The organism is Jiangella aurantiaca (genome assembly GCF_004349105.1).
Lineage (GTDB): Bacteria > Actinomycetota > Actinomycetes > Jiangellales > Jiangellaceae > Jiangella > Jiangella aurantiaca.
The window spans coordinates 52,902-74,838 of record NZ_SMLB01000026.1 but is presented as its reverse complement, the minus strand read 5'-3'; the positions used below and the strand labels follow the sequence as shown (position 1 = coordinate 74,838).

The window sequence follows — 21,937 nt, the reverse complement described above, 5'->3', positions numbered from 1 at the left end:
GGGAACCGACGTGCCCGAGACCACCTCGCAGCAACGGCGCCGGAGCGTGCTCGCCGTGGCGGCCGCCGTCGTGGTGGTGGCGCTCGCCGTGGTCCTCGCCGTCTGGCTGACCAATGGCACCGGTGACTCCGACGACTCCGGTGACGGCTCCGTCGCGGTGCCGTCCGACGCGCCGCCGGCCTCGACCCCGTCGCCCGGCGACGGCACCGTCGCGCCGGGTGGCCAGGACGACCTGCTGCCGCGTCCGATGAGCGGGCAGGAGGCCATCGACGCGCTGGGCGAGCACCTCGACCACGTCGCCGAGCTCAACGGCATGACGCCCGAACAACTGCGTGACCTCCTGCTGCGTGACGCCAGCGTTCAGGTCGCGCCGAGCGGCCGGCTGCTGTACGACGATCAGATGACACCACCGGCCACGCCGGAGTGACCGCGGAAGTAGGATGACGATGTGCAGGCGTCGGAGCAGTGTGACGCCGTCGTCGTCGGGTCCGGCCCGAATGGGCTGGCGGCTGCGGTGGTGCTCGCCCGGGCCGGTCTAGAGGTTCGGGTCTACGAGGCGCAGCACACGGTCGGCGGCGGAGCCCGCACCCTCGACCTCGGCCTGGCGCCCGGCATCGTCCACGACATCTGCTCGGCCGTGCACCCCATGGCGGCAGCGTCGCCGTTCTTCCGCGCCTTCGACCTCGCCGCCCGCGGCGTCCGGCTGAACTACCCCGACGTGTCCTACGCGCAGCCGCTGGACGGCGGCCGGGCCGGCGTCGCCTACCGCGACCTCGACCGCACGGTCGAGGGCCTCGGCCCCGACGGCCCGTCCTGGCGGCGGCTCATGCGCCCGCTGGTGCGGCACTCGCCGGCCGTCGTCGAGCTGGCCCTCTCCGACCGCCGGAGCCTGCCGCCCGACCTGCTGACGTCGGCGCAGTTCGCGCTGGCACTGCTCGAGCAGGGCACCGGCCTGGGGAAGATCCGCTGGAAGGACGAGGTCGCGCCGGCCCTGCTGATGGGCGTCGCCGCGCACGCGATCACGCGCATTCCCACGCTCACCGCCGCCGGCACGGCGCTCTCGCTGGGCGCGCTGGCGCACTCGCCGGGCTGGCCGCTGCCGGTCGGCGGCAGCCAGGCCATCGTCGACGCCCTGGTGGCCGACCTCGAGGCGCACGGCGGCAGCATCCACCGCGGCGTCGAGATCTCCTCGATGACGCAGCTGCCGAAGGCGCGCGCCTACCTGTTCGACACCAACCCGTGGATCCTCGCCGGCATCCTGGGCGAGCAGCTGCCGTCCGGCTATCGCCGCGCCGTCGAGCGGTTCAAGGCGGGCAACGCGGCCGCCAAGGTCGACTTCGTGCTCTCCGGCCCGGTGCCGTGGGCGCACTCGGAGGTCCGCCGGGCCGGCACCATCCACGTCGGCGGCTCGCTGGCGGAGATGTCGCACGCCGAGGCCGAGGTGGCCGCCGGCCGCCACGCCGAGCGTCCGATGATCCTGGCCTCCGATCCCGCGGTGTTCGACCCCGGCCGCGAGGTGGGCGGGCTGCGGCCGTTCTGGACGTACACCCACGTGCCCGCCGGGTCCACCGTCGACGTCGGCGCCGTCGTGCAGGCGCAGATCGAGCGGTTCGCGCCCGGGTTCGGCGACCTCGTCGTCGAACGGCACACCATCCCGGCGGCGAAGATGGCCGACCACAACGCCAACTACCGCGACGGCGACATCGCCGCCGGCGCCATGAACATGTGGCAGATCTTCGCCCGGCCCACCCTGCGGTGGAACCCGTACGCCACTCCAGTGCCGGGCGTCTACCTGTGCTCCGGGTCGACGCCGCCCGGGCCGGCGGTGCACGGCATGGGCGGCCTGTACGCCGCCAAGCGGGCGCTCAGGACGCGGTTCGGGATCCGCCGGGTGCCGTCGCTCGCGCCCTGACCCAGCGCATCACCAGGATTACCCGAGCCTCAACACGATTGCAGGCATAGGGATGCTCCAGAAAACCTCGTGATGGCCCCGGAATCGCGGCGAAATCTCACCACGTGGACTACAGCCCGTGGCCGACCGGCGCCTCAGCGAGCGGCCGTCGGCACGGGCGGGCGGCGGCGCAGACGGCCGAGCCACCGCTGGGCCACCGGCACCAGCCGCTCCAGCGGCAGGAAGGCCAGCCAGCAGACGACCGTCGGCAGGAAGTGGATGCCCAGCGCCAGGTAGGTCATCAGGTGGAAGCCGGCGAACGTGACCACCGCCAGATACAGCGCCTTGCCCTTGAGCCACAGCACCACGGGCGACAGGAACTCGATGGTGATCAGGCCCCACTGGGCGATGATCAGCAGCCACGGGTAGTCGGTGGTCCACCGGACGAGGTCCGAGCCGCGCCGGATGATCGCCCAGATGAACACCGCACCGTTGGCCCACGTGGCCGGCGAGCCGCTGCGGACCCATTTCACGACGGCCGACGCGAAGTATGTCGCGACGACCGACACCTGGACGCAGCGGAACGCCCAGCCAGCCGGCTCGCTGGAGTCGTCGTCGGTGAACCGTGCCCGGCCGATGGTCGGCAGCACCACGACCGCCACCATGAGCGCCAGGTGGTCGTGCGACACGTAGCCGTAGCCCTGGCTGAACACCATCCATTGGAAGTACGCGACGGCCACGACGCCGCCGGCCAGCCGCGGCAGGACGCCCGTGGCGGCCACCAGGCAGCCCACGATGATGACGATCTGCAGGGTGTGGGCCAGCGGCAGCGACGGCTCGGGCAGCGGCAGCGCGCGGCCCACCCAGGTCGGGTAATACAGCTCCGGCGCGTGCGCCATCGGGATGACGTCATTGGTGAGCCTGAGGATGTCGTAGATCACGAACAGGTAGATCGCGACCCGCAGCACGGCCACCCGGGCCAGCGGGACGGGCCGGGTCCACCAGCCGACGACGGCGCGCCCGGCGCCCAGGGCGCGGGTCACCGCTGCACCTCCCACGAGGTCAGCTGCTCGACGTCGGGCTCGCCCTGCTGGATGCCGTCCTCGAGTTGGTAGGTGCTGCGCATCACGTAGAGCGCGACGTACTGGTCGGCGTCGGGGTGCAGTTCCGACCAGGCGTCGGCGATCGCCTGCAGGAGCGACGGGTCGTCGACGATGCGGTTCAGCTGCGACTCGATGTCGGCGCGTCCGACCCCGACGCCCTCCGGGTTGAGCGGAACCCGGACCCGCTCGCCGCTCTCGGTGTCGGCCATCATGTAGACCGAGCGGACGGTGCCGTCCAGGTCACGCGGCGTCGCGTACTGCGACAGCGAACCGAGCGGGAAGTAGTCGTTGGTGTCCTGGAGCTGGCCCATGGCCAGGATCACCAGGGCCACGCCGGTGACGCCGAGCCGCCAGACCAGACCCTGCCGGGAGATGCGCCGGACGGCCGGTTCGGAACTCACAGCCCGCGAGTATACGAGGTATAGGGCGGCGCTTGCACTCTCCTGGGTAGAGTGCTAAACACGTTGTTAGCACTCTCGAGGTGAGAGTGACAGGACTTCGGATCGGCGAGGCCGTGGGAGCCCGGTGACAGGAGCCGGGCGCCGGCGGTCGTCCGTCGCGGGCGTCGAACCGGAACTTCCACCCGCTATGGGAGGACCAGGAACCCATGCCAAAGATCATTGCCTTTGACGAAGAGGCGCGGCGTGGCCTCGAGCGTGGCATGAACTCTCTTGCCGACGCCGTCAGGGTCACTCTCGGCCCGAAGGGCCGCAACGTCGTTCTGGAGAAGAAGTGGGGCGCCCCCACCATCACCAACGACGGCGTGTCGATCGCCAAGGAGATCGAGCTCGAGGACCCGTGGGAGAAGATCGGGGCCGAGCTCGTCAAGGAGGTCGCGAAGAAGACCGACGACGTCGCCGGTGACGGCACCACGACGGCCACCGTGCTGGCCCAGGCGCTGGTCCGCGAGGGCCTGCGCAACGTCGCCGCGGGTGCGAACCCGATCGCGCTGAAGCGCGGCATCGAGCGGGCTGTCGAGGCGATCGCCGAGCAGCTGCTGTCGACCGCGCGTGAGGTCGAGACCAAGGAGCAGATCGCCGCGACCGCGTCGATCTCGGCCGGCGACCCGCAGATCGGTGAGCTGATCGCCGAGGCGATGGACAAGGTCGGCAAGGAAGGCGTCATCACCGTCGAGGAGAGCAACACCTTCGGGCTGGAGCTCGAGCTCACCGAGGGTATGCGCTTCGACAAGGGCTACATCTCCGGCTACTTCGTCACCGACCCGGAGCGCCAGGAGGCCGTCCTCGAGGACGCCTACGTCCTGCTGGTCGAGTCGAAGATCTCGAACGTCAAGGACCTGCTGCCGCTGCTCGAGAAGGTCATGCAGGCCGGCAAGCCACTGATCATCATCGCCGAGGACGTCGAGGGCGAGGCCCTGGCGACCCTGGTGGTCAACAAGATCCGTGGCACCTTCAAGTCCGTCGCCGTCAAGGCTCCGGGCTTCGGCGACCGCCGCAAGGCCATGCTGCAGGACATCGCCATCCTCACCGGTGGCCAGGTCATCAGCGAGACCGTCGGCCTCAAGCTGGAGAACGCGACCCTGGACCTGCTCGGTCAGGCCCGCAAGGTCGTCGTGACCAAGGACGAGACCACGATCGTCGAGGGTGCGGGCGACGCCGAGCAGATCGCCGGCCGGGTGTCGCAGATCCGCGCCGAGATCGAGAACTCCGACTCGGACTACGACCGCGAGAAGCTGCAGGAGCGGCTGGCCAAGCTGGCCGGCGGCGTGGCCGTCATCAAGGCGGGCGCGGCGACCGAGGTCGAGCTGAAGGAGCGCAAGCACCGCATCGAGGACGCGGTGCGCAACGCCAAGGCGGCCGTGGAGGAGGGCATCGTCCCCGGTGGTGGCGTGGCGCTCATCCAGGCCGGTGCCGCGGCGTTCGAGAAGCTGGAGCTGGAGGGCGACGAGGCCACCGGTGCCAACATCGTCAAGGTGGCCGTCGAGGCGCCGCTGAAGCAGATCGCCGTCAACGCCGGTCTCGAGGGCGGGGTCGTGGCCGAGAAGGTGCGCAGCCTTCCGGTCGGCCAGGGCCTCAACGCCGCCACCGGCGAGTACGTCGACATGCTCGGCGAGGGCATCAACGACCCGGTGAAGGTCACCCGCTCGGCGCTGCAGAACGCCGCGTCGATCGCCGGCCTGTTCCTCACCACCGAGGCCGTCGTCGCGGACAAGCCGGAGAAGACCCCGGCCGCTCCCGCCGACCCCAGCGGTGGCATGGGCGGCATGGACTTCTGAGTCCCGCCGCTTCACCAGCACCACAATGCACGAGGGCGGTACCCCAGCCAGGGGTGCCGCCCTCGTACGCGTCCGCGACTCGCCGTGACCATGTCATGTTCCCTCGCGGTCGCTGACACGCCGCCAGGGAACATGATCATGGGGAGGCGGAGCGCTGTCGGCGGCGCGGAGGTAGCGGGCCGCCTGCTTGCGCAGGTGGTCGGCGAAATCGGGCGGGTCGAGCACGTCGAAGTCGACGTCGAGCATGGCGAGGTAGACGGCGATCATCTCGTAGCTGTCGGCGCCGGTGTGGACGACGCACGTGTGCTCGTCCTCGGGCTCGACGACGATCGACGACGGCAGCCGGTTCGCGACGGCGTCGGCGGACGCGTGCAGCCGCAGGCTCGCGCGGTAGCCCCAGAGCGCGTAGTCCAGCCCGCGGGCGACGAAGTCGGCGACATCGGCCGACGGCGCCTCGTGCGGAGTGAACCGCGGGCCGGTCGGGATCTTCGGCGTCAGCCGGTCGACCCGGAACGTGCGCCAGTCGGAGCGTCCGACGTCCCAGGCCACGAGGTACCAGCGGCGGCCGCGGTTCACCAGCCGGTGCGGCTCGACCTCGCGGCGCGACGAGCTGCCGTCATGGCCGACGTAGTCGAAGCGCAGCCGTTCGTGGTCGCGAACGGTGGCCGCGATGGCCGTCAGCACGTCCGCGTCGACGGTCGGGCCGGCACCGGTCAGCGGCACCGTCGCCGACGACAACGCGGCCACCTGGTGCCGCAGCCGGGCCGGCAGCACCTGCTCGAGCTTGGCCAGCGCGCGCACCGATGTCTCCTCGATGCCGGTGACCGACCCGCCCGCGGCCGTCCGCAGGCCGACGGCGACAGCCACCGCCTCTTCGTCGTCCAGCAGCAGCGGCGGCATGTCCGCACCGGAACCGAGCCGGTACCCGCCGGACACCCCGGGCGTCGAGTCGACCGGGTAGCCGAGTGTGCGCAGCCGCTCGACGTCGCGGCGCACGGTCCGCACGGCGACGCCGAGGCGGGCCGCGAGATCGGCGCTGGCCCACTCGCGGCGCAGTTGCAACAGCGACAGCAGCCGCAGTAGTCGGGCCGAGGTCTCCACCATGTTCTCGATTCTGGCAGCAATTGCGGCCCGTAACTGGCCGCGATTGGCGAGAACATGGGGACCATGACGAACGCCACCGAGATCCGCCCGTTCCACATCGCGATCCCCGAGGCCGACCTCGCCGAGCTGCGCGCCCGGCTGGCCCGGACCCGCTGGCCGGCGCAGCTCGCCGGCACCGGCTGGGAGCGTGGGGTGCCGGTCGCGTATCTGAAGCGGCTGGCCGAGTACTGGCGCGACGCCTTCGACTGGCGCGCGCAGGAGAAGGCGCTCAACGCCCATCCGCAGTTCGTGACCACGATCGACGGGCAGGACGTGCACTTCCTCCACGTCCGGTCCGCGAACGACGACGCCACGCCGCTGTTGCTGCTGCACGGCTGGCCCGGCTCGGTGGTCGAGTTCCTCGACCTGATCCCGCTGCTCACCGGCGAGTTCCACCTGGTGGTCCCGTCGCTGCCCGGCTACGGATTCTCCGGCCCGGTCACCGCCGTCGGCTGGACCGACGGCCGGTCCGCGTCGGCGCTGGTGGAGCTGATGGACCGGCTCGGCTACGACCGCTACGGCGTGCAGGGCGGCGACGTCGGCGGCTTCCTGGGCCCGCAGATCGGCCGGCTGGCGCCCGACCGCGTCGTCGGTGTGCACGCGAACGCGTTCGTGACCTTCCCGTCCGGCGACCCGGCCGACTTCGCCGGGCTGACCGAGGACGAGCAGCGGCGCGTGGCGTTGTTCGAAAGGTTCCAGGAGGACGGGAGCGGCTACCTGAGACTGCAGGGCACCCGGCCGCGGACGGTGTCGTACGGGCTCACGGACTCGCCGGTGGCGCAGCTGGCCTGGATCGTCGAGAAGTTCCAGGAGTGGACCGACCCGGCCGTCGAGCTGCCCGAGGACGCCGTCGACCGCGACCGGCTGCTCGCGAACGTCAGTGTCTACTGGTTCACCGCGACGGCGGCGTCGACCGCGCACTCGTACTACGAGCGGTTCCACGATCCCGCCTTCTGGGCGCCGCGGGACCGGTCCACTGTCCCGACGGCGGTCGCGAACTTCGCCACCGATATCGCGATCCGCCGGTTCGCCGAACGCGACCACACCATCGTCCGCTGGACGACGTTCGACCGCGGCGGCCACTTCGCCGCCATGGAGGCGCCGGACTCGCTGGCCGCCGATGTCCGTGCGTTCTTCGCCGACCTGACCCGCTGAAGGAGACCAGAACCATGAGCGAGATCCGCCCGTTCCACATCGAGATTCCCGACGCCGACCTCGACGACCTGCGGGCCCGGCTGGCCGCGGCCCGCTGGCCGGCGGAGGTCGCCGGCACCGGCTGGGAGCGCGGCGTCCCGGTCGCGTACCTGAAGGAGCTGGCCGAGTACTGGCGCGACGGCTTCGACTGGCGCGCCCGGGAGGCCGAACTGAACACGTACCCGCAGTTCGTCACCACCGTCGACGGCCAGGACGTGCACTTCCTGCACGTCCGGTCGGCGAACGAGGACGCGACGCCGCTGCTGCTGGTGCACGGCTGGCCGAGCTCCGTCGTGGAGTTCCTCGACCTGATCCCGCTGCTCACCGACGAGTACCACCTGGTGATCCCCTCCCTGCCCGGCTTCGGCTTCTCGACGCTGTCCGGGCCGGGCTGGGGGAACCTGTTCCGGGTGGCCGGCGCGATCGCCGAGGTCATGACGCGGCTGGGCTACGACCGGTTCGCGGCGCAAGGCGGTGACGTCGGTGCCGGCGTGGTCGGCATGCTCGCGATGCTGCATCCGGACCGGGTCATCGGCACGCACGTCAACGGGCCGGCGCCGTACCCGTTCGGGCCGCCGGTCGAGCTGGACGGGCTGTCCGACGCGGAGAAGGCGCGCGCCGAGCGCTTCAACACGTTCCGCGAGGACGGCATCGGCTACCTGGTGCAGCAGGCCACCCGGCCGCAGACGCTGGCGTACGGGCTGGTGGACTCGCCGGTCGAGCAGCTGGCGTGGATCGCGGAGAAGTTCCGTGAGTGGACCGACCCGGCCGCCGAACTGCCCGAGGACGCCGTCGGCCGGGAGCGGCTGCTCACCAACGTCAGCATCTACTGGTTCACCGGCAGCGGCGCCACCGCGGCGCACGTCGTCTACGAGGGGATGCAGGCGTTCAAGCAGTTCATGGAGAGCGCCGGTGAGCACCCGCAGAACGACGCCGAGCCGCCTGCCCTCCCGCCCGGCGCCGTCGCCGTGTTCGCCGCCGACACCTCTGTCCGGCACCTCGTCGACCCGATGGGCACGGTCGTGCGCTGGACCGAGTACGACCGCGGCGGCCACTTCGCCGCGCTGGAGGCGCCGGACCTGCTCGCCGCCGACGTCAAGGAGTTCTTCGCGGGCCTGCGCTGACGGCGGCCACCAGGTCGTCGGCCGACTCGACGTCCAGGCGGCCATGGTGGCCGGTCTCCAACGCACCCGCGAACCCGCCGGGCAGGGTCACGACGCGAACCGCTCGCCCAGCATCCGCAGCGCCGACTCGAGCAGCTCGGTGAGGTCGGCGTCCTCGTGCACCAGCCACTGCTCGTACGCCGCCAGCGCGATGCCGAGCATGGTCCACGCCAGCGCCTGCGGTTCGAGGCTGTCCTCCGGCACCCCGAGCCGGCCGGCGGCGTAGTGGGCGACGACGTCGCGCCACGCGCGGTACCGGAGCGTGGAGTGGGCCATCAGCGCGGGCACGGTCAGCAGCAGCCGCATCCGCTGCCGGTGCCACGGCACCTCCTCGGGCGGGATGCGGTTGAACTCGATGACGGAGGCACGGACGGCGTCCATCAGCGGGAGGTCGTCGGGGAGGTCGTCGAGGTAGGCGCGCATGCGGTCCAGCTGGGCGTCGAAGTCGCCCCACGGCAGGTCGTTCTTCGACGCGAAGTAGCGGAAGAACGTGCGCCGCCCTATGCCGGCCGCGGCGGCGATGTCGTCGACGGTGGTGTCGTCGAAGCCGCGCTCGGCGAACAGCGTCAGCGCGACGTGGCTGAGTTCCGCCTGGGTGGTGGACGGGCGCCGCCCGAGTCGGGTCGCACCGCTCTCACCTGCGGGGGAGCCGTCGTCGGTGGACGATCTCGGGTCACCGAACATCGTCACCTCTGACCTCGCTGGCCGGCACGTCGGCGCGCCGATCCTCCGAGAATAATGGCACTGGGGGCCAAAAGGAACGCCGGGCCGGACGGCGAACAAGCCTGATATTCTAGGTGAACAGAAGGTGAACAACACCTGACTCGCAGGTGGCCGGAAGGAGCGGACATGGTGACGATGACGCAGGTCCAGCGCCCCACGCTCGTGGCCCGCTGGGTGACGGTGACCGACATCTCCGGCCGCTCGCGGGCCGAGCTGCGCTGGGTCCCCGTCCAGGATGAACGACCCGGACAGGTCCGGGCGGCCTGACCGGCCTACAGCGCCCCGAGAGGCGCGGCCGGCCGGCCGGTCTTCTCACACACCCACTGCGGATCGGGCCCGAGTTCGGGCTCGATCCGCAGTTCGTGCGGCTCCTCGTCGACGCACGACTCGCACGACGGCCACCGGCCCACCCCGGCGTCGAGCAGACGATCCTGCACGTCTTGCGCCAGCTGCCCGGCCACGAACGCCGCGCCGTCGGGCCACTGCTCGACCCACCAGCGACGTTCGGTCAGCGCGGCGTCCAGGACGTCGACGGCGGCGGCGACGTCCAGCCGGCGCGCGCCGAGGTCGCGCAGGACCAGCGCCCGCGCCACGAGCATCACATGGTCGACCACGATGTCGATCGTGCCATTTCGCTGGCACACTAATCCACGTGCGTCCACTGCTGGAGGTCATCGCCCTGGGTCCCGGCGACGTCCCCGGCGCGGTCGAGGGCGGCGCCGACCGCCTCGAAGTCGTCGCCGACATGGACGCCGACGGCCTGACCCCGTCGCTCGACACCGTCCGCGATCTCAAGCGCGCCTGCGACCTGCCGCTGCGGGTCATGCTGCGGGCCAACGACGGCTTCTCGACCAGCGGCTCAGAGCTGGCCCGGCTGCGCATCGCCGCCCACCAGCTGGCGAACGCCGGCGCCGACGGGTTCGTGCTCGGTTTCCTGGGCCTCAACGCCGAGATCGACGTCGAGGCGACGCTGACCCTGGCCGACGAGCTCGGCGGCCGGCCGTGGACGTTCCACCGTGCCATCGACCACTGCCTCGATCTCGACGCGGCGTGGGAGGTCGTGCCTGGGCTGGCCGGCCTCGACGCCGTCCTGACCGCCGGCTCGGCCCGCGGCGTGGGCTCCGGCCTGGACGAGCTGTGCACCCGGGCGACCGGCTCGGCGACGGCGGCCCGCGTCATCATGGCCGGCGGCGGCCTCGAGCCGGACCACGTCCCGTGGCTGGCGCGGGCCGGCGTCCGCCAGTTCCACGTCGGCAGCCGGGTCCGTCCGGGCGGCTCGTGGAAGGCCTACGTCGACGCGGGGCTGGTGCGGTCGTGGCGCATTCTCATCGACGACGCCGTGGGCGCGGCCCTCTGATCCGCGTGATTCTCGTCGATCCGCCCGCCTGGCCGGGGCACGGCCGGCTCTGGTCGCACCTCGCGTCGGACGAGTCGTTCGAGGAGCTGCACGAGTTCGCCACCCGCCTCGGGCTGCCCGCGCGCGGCTTCGACGGCGACCACTACGACCTGCCTGCCGCGGACTACCAGCGCGCCGTCGACGCCGGTGCCGTGCCGGTGCGCAGCCGCGACCTGGTCGCCCGGCTGCTGGCCGCCGGCCTTCGCCGGCGCAAGCGTCACTGACCTGCCAGCGCCGCCAGCTCGTCGCGGTGCCGGTCGAGGTACTGGTGCACCCGCTCGCGGGAGTCCTGCCAGTCGCCGTGCAGCATCTTCGACGACTCCTCTGTGAGCGTGAGGTCGTGGGTGTCGTGGTCGATGAGGAGGTCGACGGAGAGCTGCCCGCTGGACGTCTCGCGGGCGAGGTCGGCGTGGAAGTCGGACAGCACGAAGGTGAGCTCGTCGGGGGCCGGGAACTGCACCTGGGTCAGGGTGCCGCCGTCGTCGACGATCAGCACGTGCGCCATGGCCCGGGCAGGCTCGCCGTCGTCCTCGAGCTCGCACTCCCACCGGCAGACGATGCGCAGCCAGCCGGCCGGCGCCGCCCGCCGGTACACGGCGATGATCTCGTCAAGTGTCCTCTGCTGCTCCGGTGTCACGTCGCGACCCTACCTAACCCGGTCTGTTCCGGAACTCGAACTCCCGCAGCTCACCGTCGACCCAGGTGCGCACGGTGAACGAGTCCGGTCTGGTGGTCGTGTTGTCCGGCCGGTACCGGGGGAGGATGTCGACCTCGACGCTCTGGTTGTTGCCCAGCGCCTCGCGCAGGTAGCGCTCCATCTCGGCGTATCGGCCCTGGTTGAGGTTGCGCATGCCGTCGCCCAGCGGCTTGCCGTTGCCGGGGACGACGTTGAGCCGGTTCGTCGGACCGCCGAGGGAGTCGGCCAGGATGTGGAAGCCGACGTCGCCGTCGATGCCCTCGTGCCCGATGCCCTGCTGCAGCCGCCGGTTGCGCCCGGCCGCCGAGCCCGACGGGGCGCCCTCCACCCGGATCGGCCGGCCCAGCGAATCGGTCTCCCAAGCGACGCCGTTGAAGACATAACGGGCGTTCGGGTGGGCGTTGTTGGCCGCGCGGTTGAACGCGCGCAGGTTGCTGAACTCGAACGTGGGCAGCGGGACGCCGTCGGCGCGGGCCACCATCGAGACGTGGTCGAAGCCGGCCGGGAACGTGTCGAGCCGGCCGAGGATGGTCAGCTCCTCGGCTGTCAGCGCGCGCCGGGTCCACTTGCCGGCGGTGGAGCCCCAGCCGAGGAATGGGATCAGCGCCGCGGCGGAGAGCCCGGCGTCGATGACGTTGCCCTCGGCGGCGTACCAGACCGCGTTGACGGCGTCGAAGGCCTCGCCGACCACCGGGATCAGGCCCAAGCCGTCGAGGACCAGGTGGCCGATCTCGGAGAACCAGTTGGTGTCGTCGCCGCGGGCCTCGATCTCCTCGGCCTTCATGGTGACGATCGCGCGTGCGCCGGTGGCGATGTCGGCGCTGATGACGTCGCCGCCCTCGAACGGCGTCATGGCCGCGGCGATCGCCTCGCGGGCGCCGGCGCCCTCGTCGACCGGCCAGCGGCGGCGCGCGATCAGGTACTCCATGAACGCGTTCACCTGGGCGGTCTCGCCGTCGGCGGAGATCTCGACCGTGTCGCCGTGCCCGAACAGCTCGTGCCCGGCGCTGGGATTACGGCCGACGGCGGCCATGATGCCGGCCAGCGGGTCGTAGTACGGCGTGTAGCCGGTCGGCGCGCCTTGGTCGTCGGGGCCCTCGACGGGGTCGATGGCGCCGAAGATCTCGCTCCCACTCGACGCACGGTTGCGCCACATGTCCCGCTCGTCGACCTCGCGCTCGTAGTCGTAGACGCCGCGGGCGACGGTGGTGAGGAAGTCGGTGGACCACGAGCCGCGCGAGATCACCAGACCGAGCGCGCCGGCCTGGCCGATCGTCGGCGCCTCCTCCGTGATGATCGCCTCGAGCCACCGGTCGGCGTACTCGGGGTCCAGCGCGAGGTCGCCGGTGTTCTGCGTCGCCAGCCCGAGCGTGGTCCCGAGATCGGCCACGAACGCCTCGTACTGCTGGTCGAAGGCGTCGACCTCACTGACGTCCGGGCTCATGCCCTGGCTCCGGACCAGCTCCTGACGCGAGTAGGACATGTCGACGACGACGGCGGCGACCTCTTCGGGGCTGACCTGCTCGGCCAGCCGCTGCGCGAAGTACGGGTCGGTGGCGTTGTCGGCGAGCAGCTCGCGCAGCTCCTCGGGGATCTCGCCGTCGTCGTACTCCTCGATCAGCTCGGCGGCGCGGTCGGCCCGCTCGCGCGCCTCCTCCGGCGTCGCGGTGGAAATCGTCGACTCGTCGATCTGCGCGAACGTCTGCACGCCCGGCGTCTGCGCCTCGACGTGCCGGGCCAGCGCCAGCCGCCGGCGCAGGCCCGGCAGCTCCTCGTCGATCCAGCTGAGCACGCCGTTGACGCGGTCGAGCTCGTCGGTGGACAGCCACACGTCCGTCAGGTGCCCGCGGACGCTGCCGACCCTGCTCTCCAGCTCGGTCGAGGCGTTCTCCATGGCCCGGATCAGCCCTGCCATCTGCTCCAGGTCGATCGAGGCGACGCTCATCGCAGGTTCCGCCAGTGCGTCTGCCAGGAGTTCGGCGGGACCTGCTCCGGCTGTTCCTCGATGGCGGTGCGGTAGGTCTCCATGACGCCTTCGGCGGCGGTGCCGACGGTCGTGACGTGGCCGGTGAGCTCGGCGAAGAAGGTGTCGGCGGTGGTGCTGATCCAGGCGCCGGCGTTCATGGCCGCGACCGCGTCGTCGAGCTCGGCGGCGAACTCCTCGGTAAGTGGCCGGGACTGGTCGCGTCGCCCGACGATGGCCGCCCGATACGGGTTGGCGACGGTGGCCTCTTCCTCAGTGGTCACGACAGGCCTCCTATCGCGCGGGCGGTCGTGGTCCGTGCTCGGCGACCCAGCGGTCGAGGTAGGTCTCGAAGCGGCCCATCGACTCCTCGTCGTGGATGCCGCGGGCGCGCTTGGGCGGGTCGTAGCCGAACTCGACGCGGAACGTGTGGTCCTGGTCGACCTCGAGGTCGAGGACGGTCCAGGCATGGTCGGGTACGTCCGCGGCTGCCATCCGGTTCAGCTCGGCGACCAGGTCGTAGAGCGGCTCGTCGTAGCCGACCTGGCCGTACAGCCAGCGGTCGCCGCCGTCCACGACCGCCAGGGTGAGGTAGTTGAGCGTCAGCTCGCCGGTGGGGCCGCGGTACGCCTCCCAGTTGCCGACCAGCCGCGCCCAGTTCGGCGGCGCGACATCGGCGAACCGGCGCACGATGCGGTCGAGCTGCTCCTGCTGTTCGGCCTTGCCCATGCCGCCCTTTCCGTGCAGGTGCCCGTTCCGCGTCGAGTGGTCAGATCGTAGCCGCCGCGCGCGGCCGGCGTCACGGGGCCGACGCGCGGAGCAGGACGAGCTCGGTTTCCACGTTGTGCCGGGCCGGGTCCTCCCAGCGGCGGTGGCCGGCCTCGGTGCGGAACAGCGCCGGCCGGTCCAGGAGGCCGGCCAGCACGGCGGCCCGGCCGGTGGCGAAGTCGGCGTCGGACACGTGCGCGTAGTCGTCGCGGACGGCCGCCGCGTAGGCCGCGTAGTCCGACGGCGGGCCGGCCAGCACGGCGAGATCGGCGTCGCAGAGCACGGCGCCATTACCGTCGGCGGGCTCCGGATCGTGGCCGGCGGTCAGCAGCACCAGGCGCTCGACCTCGTCGACCTGCGCCGCCGGCTGATCGAGCCGTGTCAGCACCTCGCGCGCGAGCCGGGCGCTGGCCGCTTCATCCTCGCCCGGCTTCCCCTCGTAGACGGCGTCGTGGAACCAGGCGGCGAACCGGACGGCGTCAGCGTCGCTCGCGGCGTCGGCCAGCTCGTCGACGGCGTCGAGCACGGCGGCCAGATGCCGGTCGGAGTGGTAGTGACGGTGCGGCTCGCGCCAGCGGGCCAGCAGGTCCGCGCCCTCGGCCGTCGCCGCGGGCGAGTCACCGGCCAGCGCGGCCCAGCGGCGCTCGAGATCGTCCATGCGGCCATTCTCCTCGGCTCTCGTGATCACCAACCTCTGGCGTCGTGATAGCAGCTGTGACAGCAGCACAGAAGGTTGATGATCACGGGAGTGCGGCCGGTGTTTGCTAGACTGCTATCAGCACAGGGCTTCGTGCGCGACCTGGTGGTGGGGAGGCGCGCCGCTGAAGCGTTCCTCCGGAGTCCTCGTGTCCCCTCTAGCCTCGTACCGCCGGTTGCTCTCGCTGGCCGGCATCGGTTACGTCGTCGTCGCCTTCTTGGGCCGGTTGCCGCTGGCCATGAGCCAGCTCGGCACGCTGCTGCTGGTGTCCGACGCCACCGGCCGGTACGCCGCCGGTGGCCTGGCAGCCGGAGCGCTGGCCGTCGCGAACGCCGTCGGCGCCCCGCTCGCCGGCGGCATCGCCGACCGCGTCGGTCAGCGGCCGGTCGTGCTCGCACAGTCGCTGACGGCGGGCGTCGCGCTCGCCGCGCTGGTCGCGGCCGTCCAGGCCGGCGCCGGCACCCCCGTGCTCGTCGCCGCGGCCGCCGTCGCCGGGTTCACGATGCCGCAGGTCGGTCCGCTGGCGCGGGTGCGGTGGCGGCCCATCACGCACCGCACCGGCAGCGCGCAGCCGCGGCTGGTCGACGCCGCCTTCTCCTACGAGGGCGCCGCCGACGAAGCGTCGTTCGTGCTCGGCCCGGCGCTGGTCGGCCTGGGCGCGGTGGCGCTCAGCCCGCGCGGCGCGCTGCTCGCTGCGGCCGCGCTGCTGGTGGTGTTCGGCTCGTGGTTCGCGCTGCACTCGACCGCCCGGCTGACCCACGCGCTGCGCGCGTCCGCGGCCGCGCACGGCGAGTCGTTCGTCACCGTCGCGTTCCTGACCCTCTGCCTGGCCCAATTGCTCATCGGCGTCATCTTCGGCGCCACTCAGACCGGTACGACGGCTCTGGCCACGGCCGCGGGTTCGCCCGGTCTGGCCGGCCTGGTGCACTCGCTGCTCGGTGTGGGCAGTGTGCTGGCCGGACTGGCGACCGCGGCGCTGCCCGCCCGGTTCGGTTACGACCGGCGGATCCTGGTGTTCGCGATCGGGCTCGTCGTGCTGTCGTCGCCGCTGCTGCTGGCCGGGTCGCTGGCCGCGCTGGTCCCTGTCGTGCTGGTCCTCGGCCTCGCCGTCGCGCCGTACATGATCAGCGTGTTCGCCGCCGCCGAGCGGCAGGTGCCGGTCACCCGGGTCGGCGCGGCGATGACCTTGCTGGCCGGCGCCACCGGCATCGGCTACGCCGTCGGGTCCGGCATCGCCGGCCGGCTGGCCGACCTCGGCGGACACCGGCCCGCGTTCGCCGTGACGGTGACCGCCGCGGCGCTCGCGGTGGTGCTCGCCGTCGTACGGCTACGCACCCAGCGGCCGCGCCCGGCGTCGCCCGTCACCACTCCCGGTGAGCTGGCAGCAGCGTCCCAGGGTTGAGGTTCCGGCCTGGGTCGACCGACTCGAGGAGCCCGGCCATGACGTCGGTGCCGGCCGGTGAGATGTCGTCCTCGAGCCAGTGCGCGTGGTCGGTGCCGACGCCGTGGTGGTGCGAGATGGTGGCCTCGTTGTCGATGAACGACTGCTGGATCGCCTTCTTCACCACCCAGTACTGCTCGATCTGCTCAGCCGGCACGTCGGTGCTGGGCGGGAACGCGAAGGTGAAGTACAGGCACGCGCCGGAGTGGTAGCTGTGCGACAGGTGGCACATCGCGAACCCCTTGACGCCCAACTCGTCGAAGGCGTCGGTGGCCGCCCGGATGGTGTTGGCGTACAGGTTCATCAGCTTCGACCACGGCGCCGCGGTCTCGGACACGTCGCCGAGCGCGCCGATGTCGAGGAGGAAGTCGCGGATGTAAGGGGTGTCGAACTTCTTCTGGTCGTACAGCGCGCCCGGGCCGTTGCCCAGTTTGATGCCGCCGTGCTTCTTCACGATCTTGCCGACGATGGCCTTCTGGTGCTTGAGGTGGGACTCCGCGCCCTCGTAGCCGATGTAGGACAGGCACGCCGCGGACAGGTCCCAGCCGCGCCGCTCCAGCACATTGAACAGGATCGGGCCGGCCTTCGCCGCCAGCCCTTTCGACGGCTTCTGCATGGACAGCGAGAACGCGGTCTCGTTGGCGTCGGAGACGCGGGTGACCGTCGGCGACGCGTCGGACTCGGAGATCTCGTGCATCGCAGCGATGCCCGCCGCCCACGTCGGGAACAGGTACGCGATGATCTCGCGGTTCTCCGGAACCCGGTGGACGTTGACCCAGGCCTCGGTGATGACGCCCAGACGGCCCTCGGAGCCCAGGATCATCTCGCGGACGCTCGGGCCCGACGACGTGCTCGGCAGCGGCCGCAGGGCGATCACCTTGCCCGGCAGCACGACACGCATACCTCGAGCGATGTCACTGATATCTCCATACTTGTCCGACTGCATGCCCGAGCTGCGCGTCGCGATCCAGCCGCCCAGTGTCGAGTGTTTGAAACTGTCCGGCTGGTGGCCCATGGTCCAGCCGCGGGCGTTGAGCTGGTCCTCGAGGTCCGGCCCGAGCGCGCCGGCCTGGACCCGGGCCAGCCCGGCAGCCTCGTCGATTTCGAGCACCCGGTTGAGCCGGCCGAGGTCGAGGGAGACGACGACGCGCTGCTCGGCCGGCGGCGGGGTCAGCGAGCCGGAGATGTTCGAGCCACCGCCGAACGGGATGAGGACGCCGTCGGCCGCCACCACGGCGTCGACCACCTGCCGCACTTGGTCCTCGTCGCCGGGGTAGACCACGACGTCGGGGACGCGGGGGAGGTCGCCGGCGCGGACCCGGACGAGGTCGACCAGCCCCTTGCCATAGGTGTGCACCACGCGGTCGAGGTCGTCGGTGTTGACGTACTGCTCACCCAGGGCGTCGCGCAACTTCGCGGCGAGGTCGTCGTCCAGCTGGGAGGCCGGCACCTTGAGGTCCTCGAACGCGGGCGGCGGCGTGCCGGGCGCGTTGAGGTCGATGCCGATCTTCTCCATGACGAACGGCGCCAGCTTCGGCTTGTCCTCGTGGGTGAAGGCGATGCCCTCGACCCCCCAGCCCCACCACTTTTGATGCTTGACACCCGTCACGACGCCTCCTCCTTCTGCGCGCGGTCGCTCGCCTGTTCCGCCGACTCGTCCGGTTCGGTGGCGTCGCGTAGCGGTTTCCCCTCGGCGTCGGGGTCGCCGGTGGCCACCATGGCGGCCACCTTCGCCTCGAGCCGTTCGGTCAGTTCGCGGGTCCGTTCCCCAGGCTGCGGGTGGATCGGTGTGCCGATGACCAGCGCCACCGGCGGCCGGCCCCGCTTCGGCCACCAGTGCCCGACCGGCATGGCGTGGTCCGTGCCGATGATCGCCACCGGCACGCACGGCACGCTCTGCGTGATGCTCAGCGCGGCCGCGCCGGGCTTGAACCGCTTGACGCCGCCCTCGGTGTTGCGCCGGGTGCCCTCGGGGAACACGACGACCGGGACGTTCTCGCTCAGCAGCCGGTTGGCCAGGCCGCGGCCCTTTCCCATGTCGGCGTTCGTGCGGCTCACCGGGTAGGTGTTGAAGAACACCGACGTGGTCGCCTTCATCCACCACCAGCGGTAGAAGTAGTCGGCGGCGGCGTTGACGGCCATCGTGCGGGTGTAGCGTCGCGGCAGCTCGGTGACGAGCAGCGGCGCGTCGAGGTGGCTGCTGTGGTTGGCCACGACGATGAACGGCACGGCCAGCCCGTCGAGGTTCTCCGCGCCGCGCACCGTCACCTTCGTCGTCAGGTGCACGACCGGACGCAGGAGCAGGCGCTGCGCCACGAACCGGGCCCAGCGGTGCCAGGCCGCGTGGTACCTCTTCGTACTCGGCAGTTCGCTCATCGTCGTCCGCTCACCAGTCGCGCCGTGACCTTCCGCACCGCCGCCCGAGGGGCGTGCTCGGCCAGCCAGGCCAGGACCTTGAACCGTGCTGACGGTACCGAACGGACCCGCCGCTTCTCGACATCGGCCAGACAATCGGCCACCACGCGGTCGGCGTCGAGCCACAGCGACGACGGGATGGAGCCGGTCCGGATGCCGGCCCGCTCGTGGAACTCCGTGCGCACCCAGCCCGGAAGCAGCGCCGTCACCTGCACGCCGGTGCCGGCCAGCTCGAGCGACAGGCTCTCGGAGTAGGTGCGGACGAACGACTTCACCGCCGAGTAGCCGCCCATCGTGATGAGTCCCGCGACCGACGACACGTTGACGATGACACCGTGCCCGCGCTCGCGCATGGTGCGGGCGGCGGCCGCGCCGAGCACGACGACCGCGGTGATCATGAGGTCGATGGCGTGCTCGTGCTCGCTGGTGTCGTCGGTGACCAGACGGGAGTGGACGCCCCTGCCGGCGTTGTTGACGAAGACCTCGACGGGGGAGTCCTGGTCGGTCAGCCGGGCGGCGACGGCGTCGACCTCGGCGCGGTCGGCGAGGTCGGCCGCCAGCACCTCGACGTCGACGCGGTACCGCTGGCGCAGCTCGTCGGCGGTGCGCTTGAGACGGTCCTCGTCGCGGGCCACCAGGACGAGGTCGCAGCCACGGGCGGCCAGCGCGTTGGCGAAGGCGAGGCCGATGCCGGACGTCCCGCCGGTGACCAGCGCCCGGCCGGTGAGCAGCGGCTCCGTCATGCCCGTCGTGCTCCCCGCACGCTGCGCAGGACCGGCGACAGCCGGCCCTCGGCGGTGGTGGTCCAGCTGTGCACCGGCCAGCGCTTGGACTTGGCGTACCGGTACAGGCTGGCGTCAGGGTTGACGGCGTTGGGGTGGCCGACGACCTCCAGCCAGGAACGGTCCGCGTAGCTGTCGCCGTAGGCGTACGAGCCGGCGAGGTCCAGGCCCTCGGTGCGGGCGTAGCGGCGCAGCCAGGCGGCCCGCGCCTCGCCGACCAGCGGCGGCGTGGCCAGGTGCCCCGTCCACCGGCCGGTCTCGTCGGACTCCATCTTGCCGGCGACCATGACGTCGAACAGCGGCGCCAGCGGCTCGACGAACACGTCGATCTCGCCGGTGAGCAGGACGGTGCGGTGCCCGGCCGCGCGGTGCGCCTTGATGCGCTCCAGTGCCTGCTCGAAGAGGCCGCGGTGCAGCGACACCGTCACCTCGTCGGCGATGATCTTGCGCAGCTCGTTCTCGTTGACGCCCTCGTAGCGGCGCATGAACGTGCGGATGAAGTCGCCGCGGTCGCGCCGTTCGGCCTGCAGGTAGCGAGGGCCCAGCGCGACCAGGTTGCTCAGCACGACCGGCCACCGCGACAGCGGCTTGGCGGCCAGCTCGATCCACACGTAGTGCTCGACCAGTGTCGCCGCGGCGACGGTCTTCTGCAGGTCGAAGACGGCCACGACGTCGGTGCGCTCCGGCAGCTCCAGCGGCGCGGGGCCGGCGCTGGAGCCGTCGCCGCCGCTGCCGCGGGTCAGGCCGGGCACCCCCGGGATGTGGATCTTCTGCAGGTAGTGCGCCCAGTCGATCTCGGTGACGTCGAAGCCGTGCTCGGCCTTGCGCTCGTCGGGCAGCGACGCGTGCAACGCCCGCAGCTTGGCGTCGTCGAAGATGACCTCGGTCTCGGTGTACGGCTGGTACAGCGAGGTGAACTTGCGCAGCGTGTCGAGGTCGCGCCGGGCCCGGTAGATGGTGGAGATCCACTTGCGCGTCCGCTCGCCCGGCGGCAGCCGGTCGACCGCCTTGTCGGCGACGTCGACGACCCGCTCGCGACGGCGCAGCGCGCGCTCGACCACGCCGCGGTGCGGGAACGACCACGACGGGACGGCGAGGTGGCCGCCCTTGGCGTCCGTGAGCGGGTTGGCCTCGAAGTACTCGTGCACCAGCCGGAGCAGCCGGCCGAACGGCAGTGGATTGGTGATGCCGGAGCTGACCTGGAAGTACTGCGCCTCGCCCGGCGGGGGCGGCGAGGCGGCCGCGGCCAGGGCGGCGTTGACGACGAAGTCGACCGGGATGACGTCGAGCACGGTGTCGGCCAGCGCCGGGAACTCCGGCAGCAGGCCGCGGCCGTACGCCGCGATCAGCGGATCGGCGACCTTGAAGCCGTCGATCCAGCCCGGGAACGGGTGCTTGAGAGACGACTCGATGATGGTCGGCCGGACGACGGTGAGCCGGTGGCCGGCGCCGGCCCAGAGGTCCTCGGCGACCCGCTCGCCCAGCGCTTTGGTGAACGTGTAGACGTCGGGCCAGCCCAGGCTCTGCGCCCGGGTGCGGCCGGCCTCGACCAGTTCGGCGCGGACCCAGTCGTGCCGGGCCTGCTCGGCGGCGCCGGTGACGACGCGCGCGCCGGCCCGGCCGTGCTCGGCCTGCGCCTGCGTGAGCAGCCGGCGCAGCAGCCGCGGGCTGCGGGAGAGCCGTTCGATGTCGGGCCGGGCGGCCTGGGCGTACGCGAGCTCGGCGACGCGGTCGACGTCGTGCTCGAGGCTGCGCTCCTCGACGATGCCCTTCCGCAGCCCGGCGACGTAGCCCGTGGAGACGTGCACGACGTGCGGGTCGGTGCCGCCGGCGAGCAGCGCTCGGTAGAGCGACTCCGGCCCGGACACATTGGAGGCGAACGCCTCGTCGATCGGCAGGTCGAAGGAGACGGTGGACGCCGAGTGGATGACGACGTCGACATCGGACGGGAGCGGCGGCAGCTCGCCGAGGTCGCCCTCGAGGACGGTGACCCGCTCGCGGTACTGCCGCTCGGCCTCGTCGTCACCGACGGCCTTGCGCCAGGTGCTGAAGACGGGCTTGCGGAACAGCCGGTCGATGCGGTCCTGCGCGGTGAGCGCGCCGCGCGGCCGGACGATCAGGGTCACCCGGGTGTCCGGGTAGCTCGACAGCAGCTTCTCGAGCAGTGCCTGTCCGACGAACCCGGTCGCGCCGGTGAGGAGAACGTGTGCGCCGTGCAAGATCGAGGTTCCTCCGCTGGCCGTGGTGGCGCTCACGGGTGGGTTCCCAGGGCACCGCGTCCGGCCCGTGCCAGGTCGAAGTCAGATGCCATGCGCCCTCCCCAGG

General features: G+C 71.7%; 23 protein-coding genes. 9 read left to right on the top strand and 14 right to left on the bottom strand.

Annotation, left to right across the window (positions count from 1 at the left end):
- Positions 1 to 10: 10 nt before the first annotated feature.
- Positions 11 to 427, top strand: coding sequence for a hypothetical protein (locus E1262_RS18245; RefSeq protein ID WP_132104562.1), 417 nt, complete (start codon positions 11 to 13; stop codon positions 425 to 427).
- A gap of 21 nt (positions 428 to 448) precedes the next feature.
- On the top strand, positions 449 to 1,912 hold the full coding sequence (locus E1262_RS18240; protein ID WP_132104561.1) for a phytoene desaturase family protein: 1,464 nt from the start codon (positions 449 to 451) through the stop codon (positions 1,910 to 1,912).
- 134 nt (positions 1,913 to 2,046) lie between these two features.
- On the opposite strand, the gene E1262_RS18235 is transcribed toward E1262_RS18240, so the two are convergent.
- Complete coding sequence (locus E1262_RS18235; protein ID WP_203453992.1) at positions 2,047 to 2,934, bottom strand: hypothetical protein; 888 nt, start codon at positions 2,932 to 2,934, stop codon at positions 2,047 to 2,049.
- Positions 2,931 to 3,395: a hypothetical protein gene (locus E1262_RS18230; protein ID WP_132104560.1), complete on the bottom strand. Its 465-nt coding sequence runs from the start codon at positions 3,393 to 3,395 to the stop codon at positions 2,931 to 2,933. The genes E1262_RS18235 and E1262_RS18230 overlap by 4 nt, the downstream gene beginning before the upstream one ends.
- Positions 3,396 to 3,601: 206 nt before the next feature.
- Here E1262_RS18230 and groL point away from each other — a divergent pair, with 206 nt between their 5' ends.
- Positions 3,602 to 5,230, top strand: a complete 1,629-nt coding sequence (gene groL / locus E1262_RS18225) for a chaperonin GroEL (RefSeq protein WP_132104559.1) — start codon at positions 3,602 to 3,604, stop codon at positions 5,228 to 5,230.
- A 93-nt stretch (positions 5,231 to 5,323) separates the two neighbouring features.
- On the opposite strand, the gene E1262_RS18220 is transcribed toward groL, so the two are convergent.
- Complete coding sequence (locus tag E1262_RS18220) at positions 5,324 to 6,334, bottom strand: helix-turn-helix transcriptional regulator (RefSeq protein WP_132104558.1); 1,011 nt, start codon at positions 6,332 to 6,334, stop codon at positions 5,324 to 5,326.
- 63 nt (positions 6,335 to 6,397) lie between these two features.
- On the opposite strand from E1262_RS18220, the gene E1262_RS18215 reads away from it, so the two are divergent.
- Positions 6,398 to 7,528, top strand: a complete 1,131-nt coding sequence (locus E1262_RS18215) for an epoxide hydrolase family protein (RefSeq protein WP_132104557.1) — start codon at positions 6,398 to 6,400, stop codon at positions 7,526 to 7,528.
- Positions 7,529 to 7,542: 14 nt separating this feature from the next.
- Entirely contained in the window at positions 7,543 to 8,691 is a 1,149-nt protein-coding gene (locus tag E1262_RS18210; protein ID WP_132104556.1) for an epoxide hydrolase family protein, read from the top strand.
- 87 nt (positions 8,692 to 8,778) lie between these two features.
- Here the strand turns inward: E1262_RS18210 and mftR are convergent, their stop codons facing one another.
- Entirely contained in the window at positions 8,779 to 9,414 is a 636-nt protein-coding gene (mftR, locus tag E1262_RS18205; protein ID WP_132104555.1) for a mycofactocin system transcriptional regulator, read from the bottom strand.
- Positions 9,415 to 9,579: 165 nt separating this feature from the next.
- Between mftR and E1262_RS30420 the strand changes: the two genes are divergently transcribed.
- Positions 9,580 to 9,720, top strand: a complete 141-nt coding sequence (locus E1262_RS30420) for a hypothetical protein (RefSeq protein ID WP_162605973.1) — start codon at positions 9,580 to 9,582, stop codon at positions 9,718 to 9,720.
- 5 nt (positions 9,721 to 9,725) lie between these two features.
- Here E1262_RS30420 and E1262_RS18200 read toward each other — a convergent pair whose 3' ends face one another.
- The gene (locus E1262_RS18200) at positions 9,726 to 10,052 is read right to left on the bottom strand and encodes a hypothetical protein (protein ID WP_420810540.1); all 327 of its coding nucleotides are present in this window, start codon (positions 10,050 to 10,052) and stop codon (positions 9,726 to 9,728) included.
- Positions 10,053 to 10,105: 53 nt separating this feature from the next.
- Between E1262_RS18200 and E1262_RS18195 the strand changes: the two genes are divergently transcribed.
- Both E1262_RS18195 and E1262_RS18190 read left to right on the top strand, forming a co-directional pair.
- Positions 10,106 to 10,810, top strand: coding sequence for a copper homeostasis protein CutC (locus E1262_RS18195; protein WP_132104554.1), 705 nt, complete (start codon positions 10,106 to 10,108; stop codon positions 10,808 to 10,810).
- A gap of 5 nt (positions 10,811 to 10,815) precedes the next feature.
- Positions 10,816 to 11,073: a DUF4031 domain-containing protein gene (locus E1262_RS18190; RefSeq protein ID WP_132104553.1), complete on the top strand. Its 258-nt coding sequence runs from the start codon at positions 10,816 to 10,818 to the stop codon at positions 11,071 to 11,073.
- On the opposite strand, the gene E1262_RS18185 is transcribed toward E1262_RS18190, so the two are convergent.
- The 5 genes from E1262_RS18185 to E1262_RS18165 form a co-directional block, all read right to left on the bottom strand.
- Positions 11,067 to 11,486 (bottom strand): hypothetical protein, encoded by a 420-nt coding sequence (locus E1262_RS18185; RefSeq protein ID WP_132104552.1) that lies wholly within the window; start codon positions 11,484 to 11,486, stop codon positions 11,067 to 11,069. The two genes, E1262_RS18190 and E1262_RS18185, sit on opposite strands and share 7 nt — an antisense overlap.
- 13 nt (positions 11,487 to 11,499) lie before the next feature.
- Positions 11,500 to 13,491: a DNA/RNA non-specific endonuclease gene (locus E1262_RS18180; protein WP_132104551.1), complete on the bottom strand. Its 1,992-nt coding sequence runs from the start codon at positions 13,489 to 13,491 to the stop codon at positions 11,500 to 11,502.
- Positions 13,488 to 13,793, bottom strand: coding sequence for a hypothetical protein (locus E1262_RS18175; RefSeq protein WP_132104550.1), 306 nt, complete (start codon positions 13,791 to 13,793; stop codon positions 13,488 to 13,490). Before E1262_RS18175 ends, E1262_RS18180 begins: the two co-directional genes overlap by 4 nt.
- Positions 13,794 to 13,803: 10 nt before the next feature.
- Complete coding sequence (locus tag E1262_RS18170) at positions 13,804 to 14,238, bottom strand: hypothetical protein (protein WP_132104549.1); 435 nt, start codon at positions 14,236 to 14,238, stop codon at positions 13,804 to 13,806.
- Positions 14,239 to 14,308: 70 nt separating this feature from the next.
- Complete coding sequence (locus E1262_RS18165; protein WP_132104548.1) at positions 14,309 to 14,935, bottom strand: HD domain-containing protein; 627 nt, start codon at positions 14,933 to 14,935, stop codon at positions 14,309 to 14,311.
- A 187-nt stretch (positions 14,936 to 15,122) separates the two neighbouring features.
- Here E1262_RS18165 and E1262_RS18160 point away from each other — a divergent pair, with 187 nt between their 5' ends.
- On the top strand, positions 15,123 to 16,376 hold the full coding sequence (locus E1262_RS18160; protein ID WP_132104547.1) for an MFS transporter: 1,254 nt from the start codon (positions 15,123 to 15,125) through the stop codon (positions 16,374 to 16,376).
- Here E1262_RS18160 and E1262_RS18155 read toward each other — a convergent pair.
- Genes E1262_RS18155 through E1262_RS18140 form a run of 4 tightly spaced genes read right to left on the bottom strand, consistent with a single transcriptional unit; the run spans position 16,336 to position 21,867 of the window.
- Complete coding sequence (locus tag E1262_RS18155; protein WP_132104546.1) at positions 16,336 to 18,024, bottom strand: FAD-binding oxidoreductase; 1,689 nt, start codon at positions 18,022 to 18,024, stop codon at positions 16,336 to 16,338. The two genes, E1262_RS18160 and E1262_RS18155, sit on opposite strands and share 41 nt — an antisense overlap.
- Positions 18,021 to 18,791, bottom strand: coding sequence for a lysophospholipid acyltransferase family protein (locus E1262_RS18150; protein ID WP_132104545.1), 771 nt, complete (start codon positions 18,789 to 18,791; stop codon positions 18,021 to 18,023). Before E1262_RS18150 ends, E1262_RS18155 begins: the two co-directional genes overlap by 4 nt.
- Positions 18,788 to 19,573, bottom strand: a complete 786-nt coding sequence (locus E1262_RS18145; RefSeq protein ID WP_132104544.1) for an SDR family NAD(P)-dependent oxidoreductase — start codon at positions 19,571 to 19,573, stop codon at positions 18,788 to 18,790. Before E1262_RS18145 ends, E1262_RS18150 begins: the two co-directional genes overlap by 4 nt.
- Positions 19,570 to 21,867 carry an HAD-IB family hydrolase gene (locus E1262_RS18140; protein WP_132104543.1) on the bottom strand — a complete coding sequence of 766 codons (2,298 nt, stop codon included), beginning with the start codon at positions 21,865 to 21,867 and terminating at the stop codon, positions 19,570 to 19,572. The genes E1262_RS18145 and E1262_RS18140 overlap by 4 nt, the downstream gene beginning before the upstream one ends.
- Positions 21,868 to 21,937: the final 70 nt, after the last annotated feature.

Excerpts from the sequence above, each read along its gene's own strand:
- groL (WP_132104559.1), top strand. The coding sequence starts at position 3,602 with ATGCCAAAGATCATTGCCTTTGACGAAGAGGCGCGGCGTGGCCTCGAG.
- E1262_RS18220 (WP_132104558.1), bottom strand. The coding sequence starts at position 6,334 with ATGGTGGAGACCTCGGCCCGACTACTGCGGCTGCTGTCGCTGTTGCAA.
- E1262_RS18215 (WP_132104557.1), top strand. The coding sequence starts at position 6,398 with ATGACGAACGCCACCGAGATCCGCCCGTTCCACATCGCGATCCCCGAG.
- E1262_RS18210 (WP_132104556.1), top strand. The coding sequence starts at position 7,543 with ATGAGCGAGATCCGCCCGTTCCACATCGAGATTCCCGACGCCGACCTC.
- mftR (WP_132104555.1), bottom strand. The coding sequence starts at position 9,414 with ATGTTCGGTGACCCGAGATCGTCCACCGACGACGGCTCCCCCGCAGGT.
- E1262_RS30420 (WP_162605973.1), top strand. The coding sequence starts at position 9,580 with ATGGTGACGATGACGCAGGTCCAGCGCCCCACGCTCGTGGCCCGCTGG.
- E1262_RS18200 (WP_420810540.1), bottom strand. The coding sequence starts at position 10,052 with ATGCTCGTGGCGCGGGCGCTGGTCCTGCGCGACCTCGGCGCGCGCCGG.
- E1262_RS18180 (WP_132104551.1), bottom strand. The coding sequence starts at position 13,491 with ATGAGCGTCGCCTCGATCGACCTGGAGCAGATGGCAGGGCTGATCCGG.
- E1262_RS18170 (WP_132104549.1), bottom strand. The coding sequence starts at position 14,238 with ATGGGCAAGGCCGAACAGCAGGAGCAGCTCGACCGCATCGTGCGCCGG.
- E1262_RS18165 (WP_132104548.1), bottom strand. The coding sequence starts at position 14,935 with ATGGACGATCTCGAGCGCCGCTGGGCCGCGCTGGCCGGTGACTCGCCC.
- E1262_RS18150 (WP_132104545.1), bottom strand. The coding sequence starts at position 18,791 with ATGAGCGAACTGCCGAGTACGAAGAGGTACCACGCGGCCTGGCACCGC.
- E1262_RS18145 (WP_132104544.1), bottom strand. The coding sequence starts at position 19,573 with ATGACGGAGCCGCTGCTCACCGGCCGGGCGCTGGTCACCGGCGGGACG.